The 14383-nt window shown below is 43.3% G+C and carries 15 protein-coding genes; 5 read left to right on the top strand and 10 right to left on the bottom strand.

Annotated features, from left to right (window positions below; genetic code table 11):
* Nucleotides 1-963: 963 nt before the first annotated feature.
* The 3 genes from HWQ38_RS16290 to HWQ38_RS16280 all read right to left on the bottom strand — a co-directional run bounded on the left by HWQ38_RS16290 (nucleotide 964) and on the right by HWQ38_RS16280 (nucleotide 4816).
* On the bottom strand, nucleotides 964-1224 hold the full coding sequence (locus HWQ38_RS16290) for a DUF433 domain-containing protein (RefSeq protein WP_292795196.1): 261 nt from the start codon (nucleotides 1222-1224) through the stop codon (nucleotides 964-966).
* 217 nt (nucleotides 1225-1441) lie between these two features.
* A complete protein-coding gene (leuS, locus tag HWQ38_RS16285; RefSeq protein ID WP_292795195.1) occupies nucleotides 1442-4087 on the bottom strand; it encodes a leucine--tRNA ligase in 2646 nt (881 codons plus the stop codon).
* Between the two features lie 393 nt (nucleotides 4088-4480).
* A complete protein-coding gene (locus tag HWQ38_RS16280) occupies nucleotides 4481-4816 on the bottom strand; it encodes a hypothetical protein (protein ID WP_366933301.1) in 336 nt (111 codons plus the stop codon).
* Between the two features lie 169 nt (nucleotides 4817-4985).
* On the opposite strand from HWQ38_RS16280, the gene HWQ38_RS16275 reads away from it, so the two are divergent.
* Nucleotides 4986-5174 carry a hypothetical protein gene (locus tag HWQ38_RS16275; RefSeq protein WP_292795193.1) on the top strand — a complete coding sequence of 63 codons (189 nt, stop codon included), beginning with the start codon at nucleotides 4986-4988 and terminating at the stop codon, nucleotides 5172-5174.
* Nucleotides 5175-5451: 277 nt separating this feature from the next.
* A complete protein-coding gene (locus HWQ38_RS16270) occupies nucleotides 5452-5910 on the top strand; it encodes a gamma-glutamylcyclotransferase (protein WP_292795191.1) in 459 nt (152 codons plus the stop codon).
* A gap of 16 nt (nucleotides 5911-5926) precedes the next feature.
* Here HWQ38_RS16270 and HWQ38_RS16265 read toward each other — a convergent pair whose 3' ends face one another.
* From HWQ38_RS16265 to HWQ38_RS16255, 3 genes are all read right to left on the bottom strand, one after another.
* On the bottom strand, nucleotides 5927-6520 hold the full coding sequence (locus HWQ38_RS16265; protein ID WP_292795190.1) for a transcriptional regulator: 594 nt from the start codon (nucleotides 6518-6520) through the stop codon (nucleotides 5927-5929).
* 152 nt (nucleotides 6521-6672) lie between these two features.
* Nucleotides 6673-7329: a sigma-70 family RNA polymerase sigma factor gene (locus HWQ38_RS16260; RefSeq protein WP_292795188.1), complete on the bottom strand. Its 657-nt coding sequence runs from the start codon at nucleotides 7327-7329 to the stop codon at nucleotides 6673-6675.
* A 368-nt stretch (nucleotides 7330-7697) separates the two neighbouring features.
* Nucleotides 7698-7850, bottom strand: coding sequence for a hypothetical protein (locus HWQ38_RS16255; RefSeq protein WP_292795187.1), 153 nt, complete (start codon nucleotides 7848-7850; stop codon nucleotides 7698-7700).
* Between the two features lie 252 nt (nucleotides 7851-8102).
* On the opposite strand from HWQ38_RS16255, the gene HWQ38_RS16250 reads away from it, so the two are divergent.
* Complete coding sequence (locus HWQ38_RS16250; RefSeq protein WP_292795186.1) at nucleotides 8103-9065, top strand: L,D-transpeptidase; 963 nt, start codon at nucleotides 8103-8105, stop codon at nucleotides 9063-9065.
* On the opposite strand, the gene HWQ38_RS16245 is transcribed toward HWQ38_RS16250, so the two are convergent.
* Both HWQ38_RS16245 and HWQ38_RS16240 read right to left on the bottom strand, forming a co-directional pair.
* Nucleotides 9066-9650 (bottom strand): late competence development ComFB family protein, encoded by a 585-nt coding sequence (locus HWQ38_RS16245; protein ID WP_292795185.1) that lies wholly within the window; start codon nucleotides 9648-9650, stop codon nucleotides 9066-9068.
* A gap of 123 nt (nucleotides 9651-9773) precedes the next feature.
* The gene (locus HWQ38_RS16240; RefSeq protein ID WP_292795183.1) at nucleotides 9774-10709 is read right to left on the bottom strand and encodes a M23 family metallopeptidase; all 936 of its coding nucleotides are present in this window, start codon (nucleotides 10707-10709) and stop codon (nucleotides 9774-9776) included.
* Between the two features lie 588 nt (nucleotides 10710-11297).
* Between HWQ38_RS16240 and HWQ38_RS16235 the strand changes: the two genes are divergently transcribed.
* Complete coding sequence (locus HWQ38_RS16235) at nucleotides 11298-11426, top strand: hypothetical protein (RefSeq protein WP_292795181.1); 129 nt, start codon at nucleotides 11298-11300, stop codon at nucleotides 11424-11426.
* Nucleotides 11427-11514: 88 nt separating this feature from the next.
* Here HWQ38_RS16235 and devC read toward each other — a convergent pair whose 3' ends face one another.
* Entirely contained in the window at nucleotides 11515-12687 is a 1173-nt protein-coding gene (gene devC, locus HWQ38_RS16230) for an ABC transporter permease DevC (protein ID WP_292795200.1), read from the bottom strand.
* Between the two features lie 15 nt (nucleotides 12688-12702).
* Here devC and HWQ38_RS16225 point away from each other — a divergent pair, with 15 nt between their 5' ends.
* A complete protein-coding gene (locus HWQ38_RS16225; protein ID WP_292795180.1) occupies nucleotides 12703-12834 on the top strand; it encodes a hypothetical protein in 132 nt (43 codons plus the stop codon).
* Nucleotides 12835-12882: 48 nt separating this feature from the next.
* Here the strand turns inward: HWQ38_RS16225 and HWQ38_RS16220 are convergent, their stop codons facing one another.
* A complete protein-coding gene (locus HWQ38_RS16220; RefSeq protein ID WP_292795178.1) occupies nucleotides 12883-14082 on the bottom strand; it encodes an ABC exporter membrane fusion protein in 1200 nt (399 codons plus the stop codon).
* Between the last annotated feature and the right edge of the window lie 301 nt (nucleotides 14083-14383).

Raw genomic sequence — 14383 nt, 5'->3', positions numbered from 1 at the left:
TTCTTCTGCTTAACTCTTTGTTACATACTTATAAATTTTCTCCACGACTTACTTAAAACTGATGTTCTGTTGTTTTTATAGAAACACGCGAACTCGTTTTGAACATCGCGGCAATCGTCGGTGAAAAAGCTGCATTTTTGCTTCAACGAAGGAAGTAACCCCCTACACTATGCGGAAGCCTTGGATGTTACCGTTTGCTAAGAGATAGAAGATACCCAACCGAAAGTTTTCAATCTGCTTGAGTCGAGGATTTGTTCTTGGGTTGCCATTCTTTAAAGAATATCTCCATCTATGGAGGGCGCTATAATTTATTTCAGTTCAAATACGCTTCGATGCTAATATCCAATACTTCTCTGGCTTACTCAATGGTGGTTTATTTGCCGCCGAAGTTGAGATATTTATGCTACTAATTGCTGCACATTCTGAAACTGCACTCAGAGTTAGGCGATTGCGAATAAACTATAACTTTTTATACTATACTTACAAATTTGCTACAATCCTTTTTAGTCTTCTTAGTTACTATTCATGGTGAGTCATTTTTAACTAGTGTTCAGTTCATAAACTGTCACTCACCAGATCCCCGGTATTATTGCAAAAGAGATATTCTTAGTTAGTGCAAGGAGTGATACCATTTCACCACATGTTTGTCACAAGTTATCCTCGCAATGCTGTCTCCTCAGGGAGTGTTGCAGATTTCAAATGTTGCATCAAACGAGTGAGTTGGTATAAGCTTTTACGGGAAAGCGCTTGAGTGAGCAAAACTCTCAAGCGCTTTTTCGTGTGTAAATAAAACAGTCTTACTATCTGGACGCTCATACAGATGTTTTTAAATACACATATACCAGAGAAAGAAACTACTGTTACAATAGTTCTTGCAACACATGCTTTATGACTTTAGCATCCGTGCGTAGGCGTAGCCCGTCGTAGACATCGCATCTTAACATTTCAAGTTTGCGTGTTCTATCAAAAAGCTAAATTTGTAGCTGTAATGGTTGGATACCTCCTCAGAAGGTCAGCATCACTATATCCAAGACGGCGAGCTTCCACAAGTACCCAGACGGGAATACGAGTTTTAGCCATGCGAGCCTCTCCACCACAGACTCTAGGAGTTTTCTCAATTCCTTGCCAATTCTTACCGAGACTTTGAGCAAGTAACTGTATAGCCTGCAATTTTTCATCAGGACTGAGGGCAAGAAGTTGTTGTTCTAACTCTTTGAGTGTCACAGATGTAAATCCTCAGATGTTTTGTCAGGCTACATTTACAACTTTATCGATTCCTAAGTACAACATTCCATTAATTCATAGCAAATTCTCCGCGTCCGTCCGCGCTTCCCTTTGCGACGGCAGTCGCTTCAAGTCGAGAAACCCGCCCAACGCGCTGCCTTCCCTTTGCGTTTAAATTTCAACCCTCAATTCCCTACCATTTTACGCAAACCTCTACTTAGCTGACGACAAAATTCACCAACTTTCCAGGCACCACAATTACCTTTTTAATCTCTTTACCCTCAATGTAACGCTGGGCAATTTCTGATTCACGGGCGTATTTTTCCAATGCTGCTTTATCTGCTTGTGCTGGTACTTGAATCGCGCCGCGAGTTTTACCCATAATTTGAATCACTAAAGTGATTTCATCAGCTACCAAAGCAGCCGGGTCAAATGATGGCCAACTTTGAGTGTGAACTGAATCACTTTCACCCAATAAATGCCATAATTCATCAGCAATGTGTGGTGCAAAGGGTGCTAGTAACACCACCAAAGTCCGAATACCTTCTGCATAAATTGGTGAATTTTTGCCGTCAGCATCAGTTAGGGCGTTACTCAACTTCATCAATTCGGAAATAGCTGTGTTGAATTGATAACTGTCCTCCACATCTTCTGTCACCGCTTGAATAGCCGTGTGAATCGCCCGCCGCAAATCCTTTTCTGTTTTAGTTAAATCAGATTGGGCTTTCTTACGAGATACCCCAGCCGCAACATAATCTGTCACCAAACGCCAAACTCGATTTAGAAAGCGGAATTGTCCTTCCACATCGGCTTCATCCCATTCCAGGTCTTTTTCTGGCGGCGCTTTGAACAAAATGAACATCCGCGCTGTGTCTATACCGTATTTGGAAATTACATCTTCTGGCGCTACACCGTTGCCTTTTGATTTAGACATGGTGGCGTAAAGACGTTGCAATGGTTCACCTGTATCGGGGTCGCGGGGGTCGGCTGAATTTACCAAATTAGAAGGAATCCATTTATCTTTACCGCCCTTGTTGGGATTTAGGTAAGTTAAACCTTGTACCATACCTTGAGTTAACAGGCGTTGGAAGGGTTCGTCAAAGTTCAATAATTCTCTGTCCCGCAACACTTTAGTAAAGAACCGCGAATACAATAAATGTAAAATCGCGTGTTCAATCCCACCCACGTACTGATCTACTGGCATCCAGTCGTTAATTTTATTGGAATCGAAAACCTGTTGTTCATTTTTAGCATCAGGGAAGCGCAAGAAATACCACGAGGAATCAATAAAAGTATCCATCGTGTCGGTTTCCCGCTTCGCCGGAGTGCCACAAGTCGGACAAGGTACATTTACCCAGCTTTCCAACTGAGTTAAAGGTGAACCGCCACGTCCAGTAAATTCCACCTCTTCCGGCAACTGTACTGGTAAATCTTTGTCAGGCACTGGTACTATCCCACAGTTGGGACAGTGAATTACAGGTATCGGTGCGCCCCAGTAACGCTGCCGCGAAATTAACCAATCCCGCAAGCGATATTGCACCCGCACTTTCCCAAAACCTTGTTTTTCGGCGGATTCAATTATTGCTTGTTTAGCATCTGTGGAAGCCATACCAGTAAAAGCCCCAGAATTAATTAAAATTCCTGGTTCAGTATATGCCTGGTTATATTCAATTTGGATGAGTTGTGTAACTTCATCTATCTCTGATGTTGGAGTTAAGTCAAAATCTGCAACATCATCTGGGGAAGCGATGACAAAATCAACTGGCAAATCGTAATTTTTGGCAAACTTAAAATCCCGGACATCGTGTGCTGGTACGCCCATTACTGCCCCAGTACCATACTCATACAGTACATAGTCAGCAATCCAAATCGGCACTTCTTCCCCTGTAAATGGGTTAATTGCCGCCCCACCTGTGGAGATACCCCGCTTAGGTTTGTCTTCAGAGGTACGTTCCAACTCACTTTGATTGGAAACTTCTTTAATAAAGGTTTCTACTGCTGCTTGTTGTTCTTTTGTGGTGACGCGCTTAGTTAAGGGATGTTCTGGTGCTAACACTAGGTAGCTGACACCATAAATGGTATCTGGACGTGTGGTGTACACGCCGATTTTTTCATCTATCCCAGCGATCGCAAATTCTAAGTAAGCGCCTGTGGATTTACCAATCCAGTTTGCCTGCATCAGCTTCACACGTTCCGGCCAACCTGTCAACTTATCCAAGTCATTGAGTAATTCTTCGGCGTAATCGGTAATCTTAAAAAACCACTGCCGCAATAATTTGCGCTCAACTATTGCCCCACTGCGCCAAGAACGTCCTTCGTTATCGACTTGCTCATTTGCCAGTACAGTTTGATCAATGGGGTCCCAGTTTACGGCTGCTTCTTTTTGGTAAGCTAACCCCGCTTGCAAAAACTGCAAGAAAATCCATTGTGTCCACTTGTAATAATCCGGTGAACAAGTCGCAAGTTCACATTCCCAGTCGATGGATAAACCAAGACGCTGCAATTGCTGCCGCATCTGGGCAATATTTTGATAAGTCCACTGTGCTGGCGGTACACCACGGTCAATGGCGGCGTTTTCTGCTGGCAAGCCAAAGGCATCCCAACCCATTGGGTGTATTACCCGATACCCTTGCATTCGCTTCAGGCGGGCAATCACATCGGTAATCGTATAATTACGGACGTGACCCATGTGTAGGCTGCCCGATGGATAAGGAAACATAGATAAAGCATAAAATTTTGGCTTGTTGCTAGCTGTCGGTGTCTTATCTAAGCCAAGTTCTACCCATGTTTTTTGCCATTTTTCCTCAATCGCTGCTGGGTTATATCGGGAATCAACAGAATGACCTATTTCCAATGCTTTCATGCCTGTTACACTTTACTTCTACTAAATTTCTAGTATTTGCCCTTATTAGTACATTTGAGCTACTATTTTGAGAGAATTATCTCTCTAGTAATTTTCTAATTTGATTTCTAAAATCAATTTACTATTTCTCTCTATTCCATATTTCTCTCTATTTTATATCCCTAAAGTTCTTAGACTAATACTCTCAGGAATAAGAATTAAATAACATACAATTTATGTCCCTGGCTTACCTCACCCTCAATCCCTCTCCGATATATTGGAGAGGAAAGCTAGAGGCAGGATGAAGTTTTGCATTTTATTTAATCCACGTTCCTAAGAATTATGAAAATAGACATAAAAAAAGTCCCAGGCTTAGGATACCGGGGACAGTTTGCATTCCGGTCGTAAACTGATTTACTGGCTTAGTAGTCCGATCGCCATTTCAAGGTGTATCTTAGCTCTATGCAAGTTCAGCAGGTTCTCTTGGTGGTATCGGTCAGGATAACTCATAGCTTTGCCTTCCATCGTTAGCTTAATCAGCGCTGCTTGCTCATCAGTGGGTGAATTCATCTCATCTACCACCCCTTCGAGGAATTGAATAACGCTGAAGCTTGGTGACTTTAACCCTCTACCCTGCCTTAATTGAGCGATCGCTATCTGTGGGAATGCCATCAAGGTGACAATCCAACTGGTTTTGTAACCTCCATTTCCAGTAGGCTTTAATCCGTAACGCCTACATAAGTCTCTCAACTCGGCAGTAGTTTTGATTTCAAGTTCTGACCGTGTGAAAATAAAATAGAGTTACCCATTTATAAAAGTGGTATCGGTAGTGAACCATTTCCCAGGATGAAAACACCAATGTTTTAAACTCTAATGTTTCGCTTCCAAAAGATTCAAGCGTTATTTACATTTCTCAACAATGCCTAATCCTAAAGGAACTCCTGAAAATTTAAAACCAATTAAGTCGGAACGAGAGGAGCCACTAACTGAGAAAATGAATATACGCATGACTAAGACAATGAAAGAGGAAGTGCAGCAACAAGATAATCCTCCTGAATTTTGTAGAGAAGCTATTCAAGAGAAGTTAGATAGGAAGAATGGGAAGTAGAACTTAATTGTTTCACTCTTAATCGGAGTAAATAAAAATACCTCTAGAACTGATATTTAGAGCAATACGCTTGGGTTAAAAAAAATTGTAGGTTGGGTTTCACTTCGTTAAACCCAACAAATCGTGAAGAATGTTGGGTTCTCCTGCAGGAAGCAAGCTACGTTCCTCAACCCAACCTACGCTGGTTTTGGTTTTTGACGCTAACCCAAGCGTATTGATATATAGAGAGATTCACTATGATGGGTTTTTAGTGCTGTCAATTAAGATGTTAAAATAGATGATCGCTGAATCAAATATAAAATTTTCTGATGTGGTGCGGGTTTTTGTCTACGGCACGCTCAAACCAGGTGAAGCTAACTATAAAAAATACTGTGCTGGCAAAGTAGTAGATGTAAAAAGAGCTTTTGTACAAGGTAAATTGTTTGGCCTGCCAATGGGCTACCCAGCAATGACGCTAGGGGATAGCCAAGTTCACGGATATTTACTCACTTTTACCAACCCCAGGATTTTAAATGACCTAGATGTGCTAGAAGATTATCACTCCAATAGACAAACGCCAGAAAACCTCTATAATCGACAAATTATCGAGGTTTATGAGCCACAATCGCTCTCTCTGGGTTGGGCTTGGGTTTATTTAATGACTGTAGAACAAGTTGAGCAATTAGCAGGCTTCCTCCAACCTGACGGTTGGTGGAGTAGCTGTGGCTTAACTGCAAAGTACAGTTATGGTTTGTGAAATGTTGATTTTACGATTAGTTTATGTCCTGGCGTTGCGGCTGTACCTGATAGATTGATTTTTCTGGAGGGGCTACTGCTGCTTTCGGAATTTCAATTACCGGGTTATTTAGTCCCACCATCAGAGGGGAAGGGGGAACCATAGACGCTGAGGACGTTTGTATCGGTTCTATTTGGGCCAGTTGCGGCGTCCTTGAGCCACCAGCTACTAAACCAGATAGTGCGCTGATCGCACAAGCAGCAACGGCTGCACCTCCCATCATCCAGTTTAAACGGGAACGGCGGCGCAAACGTGTCATTACTTGCTGAACTGTTGCTTCTGGTGACTCTTGGGCTGTTGGCACTGGGAGACTCCGCAAGCCTTGGCGCAGCTTTAACAGCCGGGCATACAAGCATTGAACTGAGGCATCATTTGCCAGCCATTCTTCTACTTGCCTGCGTTCTATAGCCGTGACTTCACCATCGAGGTAAGCACTCAATAACTCGAAGCGATCGCGCTTCACCATATCCATAAGACCCATTGATTCATTGGTATGCTTGCCCATTCCATCTGGTAAATCTTGAGGAAGTTGCAAAGGTGAACGGTCGAAAAACTGAGATTCAGTAGTCATCTTAACATTATTACCAATTCCTACATGGGTAAACTGGGGGAAAATTCGGAAAAATTGTCAATTTTCCTCCTAACGGCAGAAACAATCTAGTTTATGGTCATTCTTAATCAATGCTTAAATTCTGCCTAATGGCAGAGGCAAGATAATGTAAATTAGGAGTCCAGATAATTCTGCAAGTGAGCTTGCAGCCTCGTTCTAGCTCTGGCTATTCTTGACTTGACAGTTCCTAAGGAAACTCCAGTGATTTCGGCAATTTCTTCATAAGCCAAGCCTTCGATTTCTCTGAGAACAATGGTAGTACGAAAGACTTCTGGTAAATCCGCGATCGCTTCCCGCAGTTGCTCGTAAAATTCTCTGGTTGTCAGGACTTCCTCTGGCCCTGGGGTATCGCCGGCGATTTCCCAATCCATCTCACCGTCCTCTAGGGAACGGGGTGCATCGAGTGACAAAGGACTCATCACCCGCTTGCGTTTCCGCAACTCGTCGTAAAACAAGTTGGTGGCAATCCGGCTTAACCAGCCCCGAAATTTAGCAGGATCTTGTAATCGGTTAATATTCCGATACACTCGAATCCAAACTTCTTGAGCCAAATCGGCTCTGTCAGCCCAATCTGGAGCTAGGTGGTATAGAACTCTATCAACTTGACTTTGATAGCGGCGTAACAGTTCTGCAAACGCCACACGATCGGGTCGCAGTCCCACTTGACAGCACAAAATTAAATCGTGGTTAGGGAGTTTGTCAACTTGCACTGATGCTTCTGGATACTTTGCATCAACCGTTGACCAGGATACAGTAATCGACTGACTCATAGATCGTACTGGCTCTAAATCATCCCTATCTATTAGACCTGCTAATGGGACAGAAGTTCCATGCTAAGGTGACGGATTTATGACTGGAACACTGAGGCAGACAATTTTGGATACATTTATTGCAATCAGGAGAGCCGCTTTTTGCTTATACTGCTCCCATAGTTGCCCTTGCACCCATCAACTAACAAAGGCGCAGCAATATGCACATTTTGGTACTTTTAACAACTGGGTATATACGCTTGCTCAAAATAATTAAATCTGGTTATAAGGATGAGGATAAAAATTTTGTAATTCTAGCTTCTTGATACCTTTAAAAATCAGGTAATAATTTCTGGAAGGTGGATTGCTGTGGTTACTATAATGGTGATTTATTTTTTTGATTTTGTCACCAGAATAGTTGCTGATTGTTCTACTTGTAACCCGTAGATAGCACCAGAGTTATTTTGCTCTGGTACGCGAACTTGAAAAAAGAAACTAAGGGAAAATGTAATTGTGACTGCTAGCAATAGTTTTTCAAACATGGTTTTTCTGCCACCGACACCATTGATCATTGATTGCTACATTTCAAAAGTTCCACCAGAAAGTCTAAGTGTTGGCTTACAATCCCCAGAACTATTGGAGTTTTGCTGCTGGGACAATTTGCATAACCTTAGTTTGCCCAGAGGTGTTGGCAGATTTATATCGGAAATGATAAGTTTTGATAAATTTTTGATAATCGGATGATCAACTCATCCAATTATTCGGCTGGATATGTCAGGGATAAACAATAGGCGATGGCAATGGTAAGAAATGAATCTATAGGGCGTATGGTAATGTTGCTTTGTTTTGGCACAGCATTTTTATCTTTAGCTGTCCATTGGCGCATTACTACGGCGGAACGGCAGTCTGAGCAGTCTGCATCTAGTTCAATGCGGCGAGATTCTACCCTAACCAATCCCAAGGCAAGCCCCACGGTGGGAGCCTACAAGAATCTTTCCCAAGTGAATTTAGGGGAAAGTGCGCTGGGTGCATCTGTGACGCCTGGTGAAGTTACCCAAGGCTCAACTGACCAGAGAGCGTTTACACCAAAGTCCTCTGCTATTAAGCCTCAAATTAAGTCGAAAATAATTAAGAAGAATGTAGTTAAAGCAACTGTTCACAGAGCTTATACACTCAAGTATTCTCGTATTAAGCCTCAAACTCAGCCCCAAATAATTAAAAAGAATGTAGCTAAAGCAACGGGTCTACCAACTAAGACGCGGCTGGTGGTGCAGGCAGAAAGACAAAATCCCGTTGCGGATAGTTGGCCAAAAACTCTCTGGGCTCAGGCTTCAGCCCAACAAATACCATCTAATCGGCTGGCAGATACCAAGACGCAAGTAGTCGTTGTTTTAAGCGATCGCCGCACCTATGTATACGCAGGAGATGAGGTGATCGCCAGCTACCCAATTGCTGTCGGTAAGAAAGGTTGGGAAACGCCTACAGGTTCTTTCCAGGTGATCCACATGCGACACTATCCAATCTGGCGTCACCCAATTACAGGCAAAGTATTTCAAGCTGGTACCGATAGTCCCTTGGGAGACAGATGGATTGGTTTTTGGTCAGATGGACGGAATGAAATTGGCTTTCATGGCACACCGGATATTGACCTGGTAGGAACGGCTGTATCTCACGGCTGTTTAAGAATGCGTAATTCTGATGTCCGATTGTTATATGAGCAAGTGAGTTTAGGGACAACAGTAGTAGTGCGTAATTAATTAAGGGTCGTTGTCATTCGGCTTGTCCTTTGGCTGGTTCTTTGGCTTGTTATTTTGCTCAAAGTTAGGTGCGTATGTCTGAAGTAAAGCACTAACTTGGCGGACAATTTCATTGCCAATGTTTTTGCCTAATGCTTGCCGTTCTGGGAAGAAATTGGGTTGATCGAGGTAACGGTTAATTGCCTCACTTACTTGCTGAGAAATTAATTCTTGCAGTTGTGCCTGAGCCGTTTGGCGCTGGAAGCTAGCACCTTCTTCTGTAGTAGCATACAAAGGTGGTAGCCGATTGAGAGCGTAAGCAGCAATATCCCCGACATCTAGAGAACTTTCGCTGGTGGCTTCAATTTCTGCGACTCGGGCGATGGCTTCCGCCAGTACCAATTCTTCCATGACGTTAATGAATTGTTTGCGAGGTACCGCCACTACCTCACCAGTCAATAGCGCACCCATCAGCTTATCCAGCGCCATATACTCTTGAATTAAGAGTTCCGAGGCGTTGTCACAGATTCTAGCAACTTCTGCTTCCATTGCTGGTGTCAAATAACCATCCTGGAGAGCTTGTTCTACAATTTTTTCGATACTCATAAGGCTTATGATCATTTATGTTAAGTTAAGCAAGGTAGGGACGGTATAAATCCAATTTTTTTTTGCCTATTTCTCAGCAAAAAAAACAGAAATTATGCACAGACGCGATTAACTCCGCCTCTACTAATTAACGACTTTAGTTCGCCAAGGGGTTGGATCAACAGATTGTCCGTTGACATACAGACCCCAGTGTAAATGTGGCCCTGTGGCAGCGCCTGTTGAACCTACTGCGCCAATTAGTTGTCCAGCTTTCACAAAATCACCTTCTTTAACATTAATCCGACTCAGGTGCATGAAAATACTGGTTACTCCTTGACCGTGGTCAATGCCAACTACGTTACCGTGTACCCGAAACCCTTGGGATACCCTACCTACTAAAGCAACTCGCCCAGCGGCTGGGGCAATTACTGGTGAACCGGCACCACCAGCGTAGTCAAGGCCACGATGATAGTAGTCTTTTGCAAATCTACCATTATAGTAGCGACGTACACCATAGTTTGTACTCATCCGCCCGGCATTTGGTTTCAGGAATACTCCATTCCAATACTTTTGTGGCGTTTGTAGCGCCTTAAAAGCTGCCACGCGCTTCAGCTCATATTCTGTGGCATCCAATCCGGCTTTCCCTGGTGGCAAAGTAATGTTTTGTATGGGGAATTTGCGATTAACTACATTCACTGCCAAGTTTTGCACTTGAGCATCTCCAGCAACGCGAAGTGTTCTAGTTCCAGCTTTTTCTAGTGGAGTTGTGGGAACAAAAGCCCGATATTGATTGGGGGCAATTTCAAAGGCTGGGTATGTATTTTTACCACTAGCTACTGTTGGATTTGTACCATTCTCCCGATTATCTAGATGAATCTCTACTGAGAGTGTATCCCCTAATTTAGGATTAGTTGGAGTTACTTTTACTTGTAAAGCATCTACAGGCAATGCCAAGGCGATCGGGAGAACAGCAAATATTCCCTTTAACAGATTTATTGCATGGCGATTGGCTGTTAAAGTTTTGATATCAAAACCGACCAACTTTTTATTTGAACTACTAGGGCTATTCTCAATAATCATGGAGCTACAAAAAATCCCTTGCTTGTGTTGTAAAATAGACTAGCTTATTACCACCAGTGTTTCCTGTTTAAAGCCGATGTTGTTGAAAGCCATAAATTTTGAGAAATCTTCCAGGTATGGTCTTAACTGTAATAATTAAGGTGTATTACATTGGCAATCAGCATAAAATTTAACTAGATTGATGACAAAAATGTCATCTTAGTATAAATACGTAGAATACCTCTATTAAGGTCATTTATATATTAGCATTCGTCTAAGGGTATTCCTCACTCGTAAGCAAGTCGGCAGCCTGTTAAACTTGAGAACGGCGTTGTTGCAGGAATGGGTAAAAATGGTAAATTTTACTTAGGAACAAGAATTAAATAACATACAATTTATGTCCTTGGCTTACCTCACCCTCAATCCCTCTCCGATATATTGGAGAGGGAAGCTAGAGACAAGGATGAAGTTTTCGATTTTATTTAATCTACATCCCTTATTCGCTTCCTGCTTCTAGTAATCCACCTGATCTGCGATGTTGGGGTGCGCTGATCAACTTTAAGGTGATAGTTTTACTTTCGACTTGAGCTTATAGCAGTTATCGGTTGAATGAGGTACAAGAACCCCACCCCCAACCCCCTAAGAGCAAGCGAGGAGGGGGCTATGATGTATATACCTTATGTGATTAGGAAGCGCTATACCATCTTCCATGTCAATGATGCGATCGCCAATGTCTAAGATGCGGTTGTGATCAGTAACCATCAAGATGGTACAGCCTTGTTAATTATTATCCCAATGCCCTATGCCCTATGCCCCATCCCCATTTTTAAAACATATCAGCAGGATCGGTGGCTTGGAGTTTGCGGGTAGCGATCGCACCGGAAATTGCACACATAATTATAGTTAGCACTAATACCTGCAATGCTCGAATCGCAGTCATATACATGGGCAAATTTGTAGCTGTGCGAGTCAGTTGGTAAAGTGCTAAGGACACTCCCAATCCAGGGAAAAAGCCCAATGCTGCCAATATCAACGATTCTTCAAGCACCACACCTAGCAAGTAGTAATTCCGATATCCCATTGCTTTGAAGGTGGCGTATTCTCGAACGTGGGCATTAACATCGGTGGAGAGGACTTGATAGACGATTATCACGCCCACAACAAAGCCCATCGATACACCCAGGCTGAAAATAAACCCAATTGGGGAATTTGTTCTCCAGAAGTTGTTCTCAAATTCAATAAATTCGGCGTGGGTTAAGACTCTGACATCATTTCTCAGGTAGGCTTTGAGCATTACTGCTACCTTTTTCGGGTCATAGCCTGGTTTCAGAAGAATCAAACCGAGACTGACACTGCTGGACTGTCGCCCAGAAAATAGCCGCAAAAAGTTTTCATCGCTAGTGATTAGATTGCCATCAGAACCAAAAGAAGCCCCAACTTGGAATAAGCCACTAATGGTAATTGTGCGCCGTTCTATTTCCGTGGTTAGGGTTTTACCTTGGTCAATTTGAGCGATCGCTTTTTGATAATCTCCTCTTGCACCACGATCGAACAAGACGGTATTCGGCATTTTGATCGCTTGCAATTGCTGGTTTACATCCGGTAAGTCAAAAGCTGGCTTATCTGGGTTGAACCCGATAACTAACACCCCCGTCTCGCGGTGTGTTTGGGGATTCTTCCAGATTGTGTTGTTGAAATACATTGGTTCTGCCGACTTTACCGCTGGTATATCCATTGCTTGATAAAGTCGTCGACGAGAAAATGTAGACAAGCTTGGCAAGTTACGGGCTTGGGGACTGGTTAAAACAATGTCTGCTTGCAAACTGCGATGTAGTCTAGTGTTACTGTCATAGAGCGCAGTCTGAAAGCCTAGCTGCATGAACATGAGAAGATCCGCAAAGGCAATGCCTGACAATGCCACCAAGAGACGGCTTTTTTCATGATTCAGTTGCAGCCATCCTAGAGGGGTTCGGCGTCGTAGTTGTTTAATCAATCCCATCATAAGAAGTAGGGAGTGGGGGGGGATGAGGGGGATGAGGGGGATGAGGGGGATGAGGGGGACAAGGGAGACAAGGGAGATGAGGGGGACAAGGGAGACAAGGGAGACAAGGGAGACAAGGGAGACAAGGGAGACAAGGGAGAATAACTTTATACCCAATGCCCAATGCCCAATGCCCCATGGCCAATGCCCAATTCATAGTTCAATTACTGCCTTAACTTGCATATTAGTTAAGGTGGCAGCTTTTCGGCTGGAGGCTTCATCTAGTCGGATATGGACTTCTACTACTCGGTTGTCGATATTGCTGACAGGATCTGTGTTAATGACATTCTGCCGCCGCACCTGTAAGTCTTTGCGATCTACGATTCCCTGGAATTCAATCGGGAGGTAATCACCAAATATTCGCACTTGCTGCCCTGAATGGACTTTGCCGATATCGCTTTCGTAAACTTCGGCTATGACATACATCTGGCTGGTTTGTCCGATATCTGCAATGCCATCATTTGATACTAATTCCCCAGGATGGGTATGGATTTCAAATACTTGTCCATTTTGGGGCGATCGCACCTCTGCCTGTTTGAGATTAACTTTTGCCAAATTCATCGCTGCTACGGCACGATTGACTTCTGCTTGGGCAACTTCTACATCCACTCCGCGCACTTCGGCGATTTGATCAAGTTTTGCTGTGGCTTCTTTAATCTGTTGCTGGCTGGTTGATTGGGTACGATTTAAAAGTGCCTGTGCTTCTTGCAAGCTTTTTTGGACGGTTTCTAAGTTTAAACGCTTGCTATCCCGTTGGGAAGCGGAAATTGCGCCCTGTTGATTTAGTTGCTGATAACGTTCGTCTTCTGCTTGGGCGTTATGCACTCCGGCTTGGAATCGCTCAATTGTGGCTGCTTGGGCATTAATATCACCTTGGCGTTGTGCTTCTAGGCTGGCGATCGCCGCTTTTTGGGCGGCAATTTCACCGCGTTTAGCGCCTGCTTGGGTGCGGTTTAGGTTTGCCTGGGCTACTTTCACTTCTTCCTGTGCCTCTTTTAATGCTGCTTGCAAGCGATCGCGGCTGTTCAGAATCGCAATCATCTGTCCGGCTTTTACCCGATCTCCCTCCTTCACCAACAACTTTTCTACTTGACTTCCTTCGGTAGACACCGCAGCAGAGAGTTTAATTACCTTTCCCTGTGGTTCAATCCGCCCTAAAGCTGTTACTGTTTTTAACTGGGGCAATTTTGTTGCTGGCATTTGTGCCTCTGAATTTACATAATTTTGCCAGCGTTTTACTATATAAAAACTTATTCCGCCAACCAATAAAGATGCGATTATACCTATAGCAACGGATGGACGCAGAATAGACTTAGGGAACGTTCTGTACCCTAACTTTGAGTTTCGCACCATAGATTACCTCTTAACTAGTGGCGCAGAAAAAACTAAATAGATTAACCTTTTCTCCTTACCTATTTGCTAATTTTTATTTCCTTTGTTAGTTATTTAGGACTTACGCAAAACTACACGCGGTAGGGGCAATACCCTGCGGTCAGCTAAAGCTACATGAATTGCCTCTACCTAAAAATCAGGATTTCAGCTATTGTTTGCGTCAGCCCTGTTATTGTTTAGAATTTACCAAGATCCTACGATTTAGCTGGATAAAATAACAACAAGTCCCTCTCCAGTTTTAAGAGACTTATGTTCCTGAGAA

Origin of the sequence: Nostoc sp. NMS7, from assembly GCF_017115085.1 — a bacterium.
GTDB lineage: Bacteria > Cyanobacteriota > Cyanobacteriia > Cyanobacteriales > Nostocaceae > Nostoc.
The sequence above is the reverse complement of the archived record's forward strand: the minus strand, read 5'-3'. Positions and strand labels throughout refer to the sequence as shown.

Coding starts and splice junctions, on each gene's coding strand:
- leuS (WP_292795195.1), bottom strand. CDS start 4,087: ATGAAAGCATTGGAAATAGGTCATTCTGTTGATTCCCGATATAACCCA.
- HWQ38_RS16275 (WP_292795193.1), top strand. CDS start 4,986: ATGCCTAATCCTAAAGGAACTCCTGAAAATTTAAAACCAATTAAGTCG.
- HWQ38_RS16270 (WP_292795191.1), top strand. CDS start 5,452: ATGATCGCTGAATCAAATATAAAATTTTCTGATGTGGTGCGGGTTTTT.
- HWQ38_RS16265 (WP_292795190.1), bottom strand. CDS start 6,520: ATGACTACTGAATCTCAGTTTTTCGACCGTTCACCTTTGCAACTTCCT.
- HWQ38_RS16260 (WP_292795188.1), bottom strand. CDS start 7,329: ATGAGTCAGTCGATTACTGTATCCTGGTCAACGGTTGATGCAAAGTAT.
- HWQ38_RS16255 (WP_292795187.1), bottom strand. CDS start 7,850: ATGTTTGAAAAACTATTGCTAGCAGTCACAATTACATTTTCCCTTAGT.
- HWQ38_RS16250 (WP_292795186.1), top strand. CDS start 8,103: ATGGCAATGGTAAGAAATGAATCTATAGGGCGTATGGTAATGTTGCTT.
- HWQ38_RS16245 (WP_292795185.1), bottom strand. CDS start 9,650: ATGAGTATCGAAAAAATTGTAGAACAAGCTCTCCAGGATGGTTATTTG.
- HWQ38_RS16240 (WP_292795183.1), bottom strand. CDS start 10,709: ATGATTATTGAGAATAGCCCTAGTAGTTCAAATAAAAAGTTGGTCGGT.
- HWQ38_RS16235 (WP_292795181.1), top strand. CDS start 11,298: ATGAGGTACAAGAACCCCACCCCCAACCCCCTAAGAGCAAGCGAGGAG.
- devC (WP_292795200.1), bottom strand. CDS start 12,687: ATGGGATTGATTAAACAACTACGACGCCGAACCCCTCTAGGATGGCTG.
- HWQ38_RS16220 (WP_292795178.1), bottom strand. CDS start 14,082: ATGGTGCGAAACTCAAAGTTAGGGTACAGAACGTTCCCTAAGTCTATT.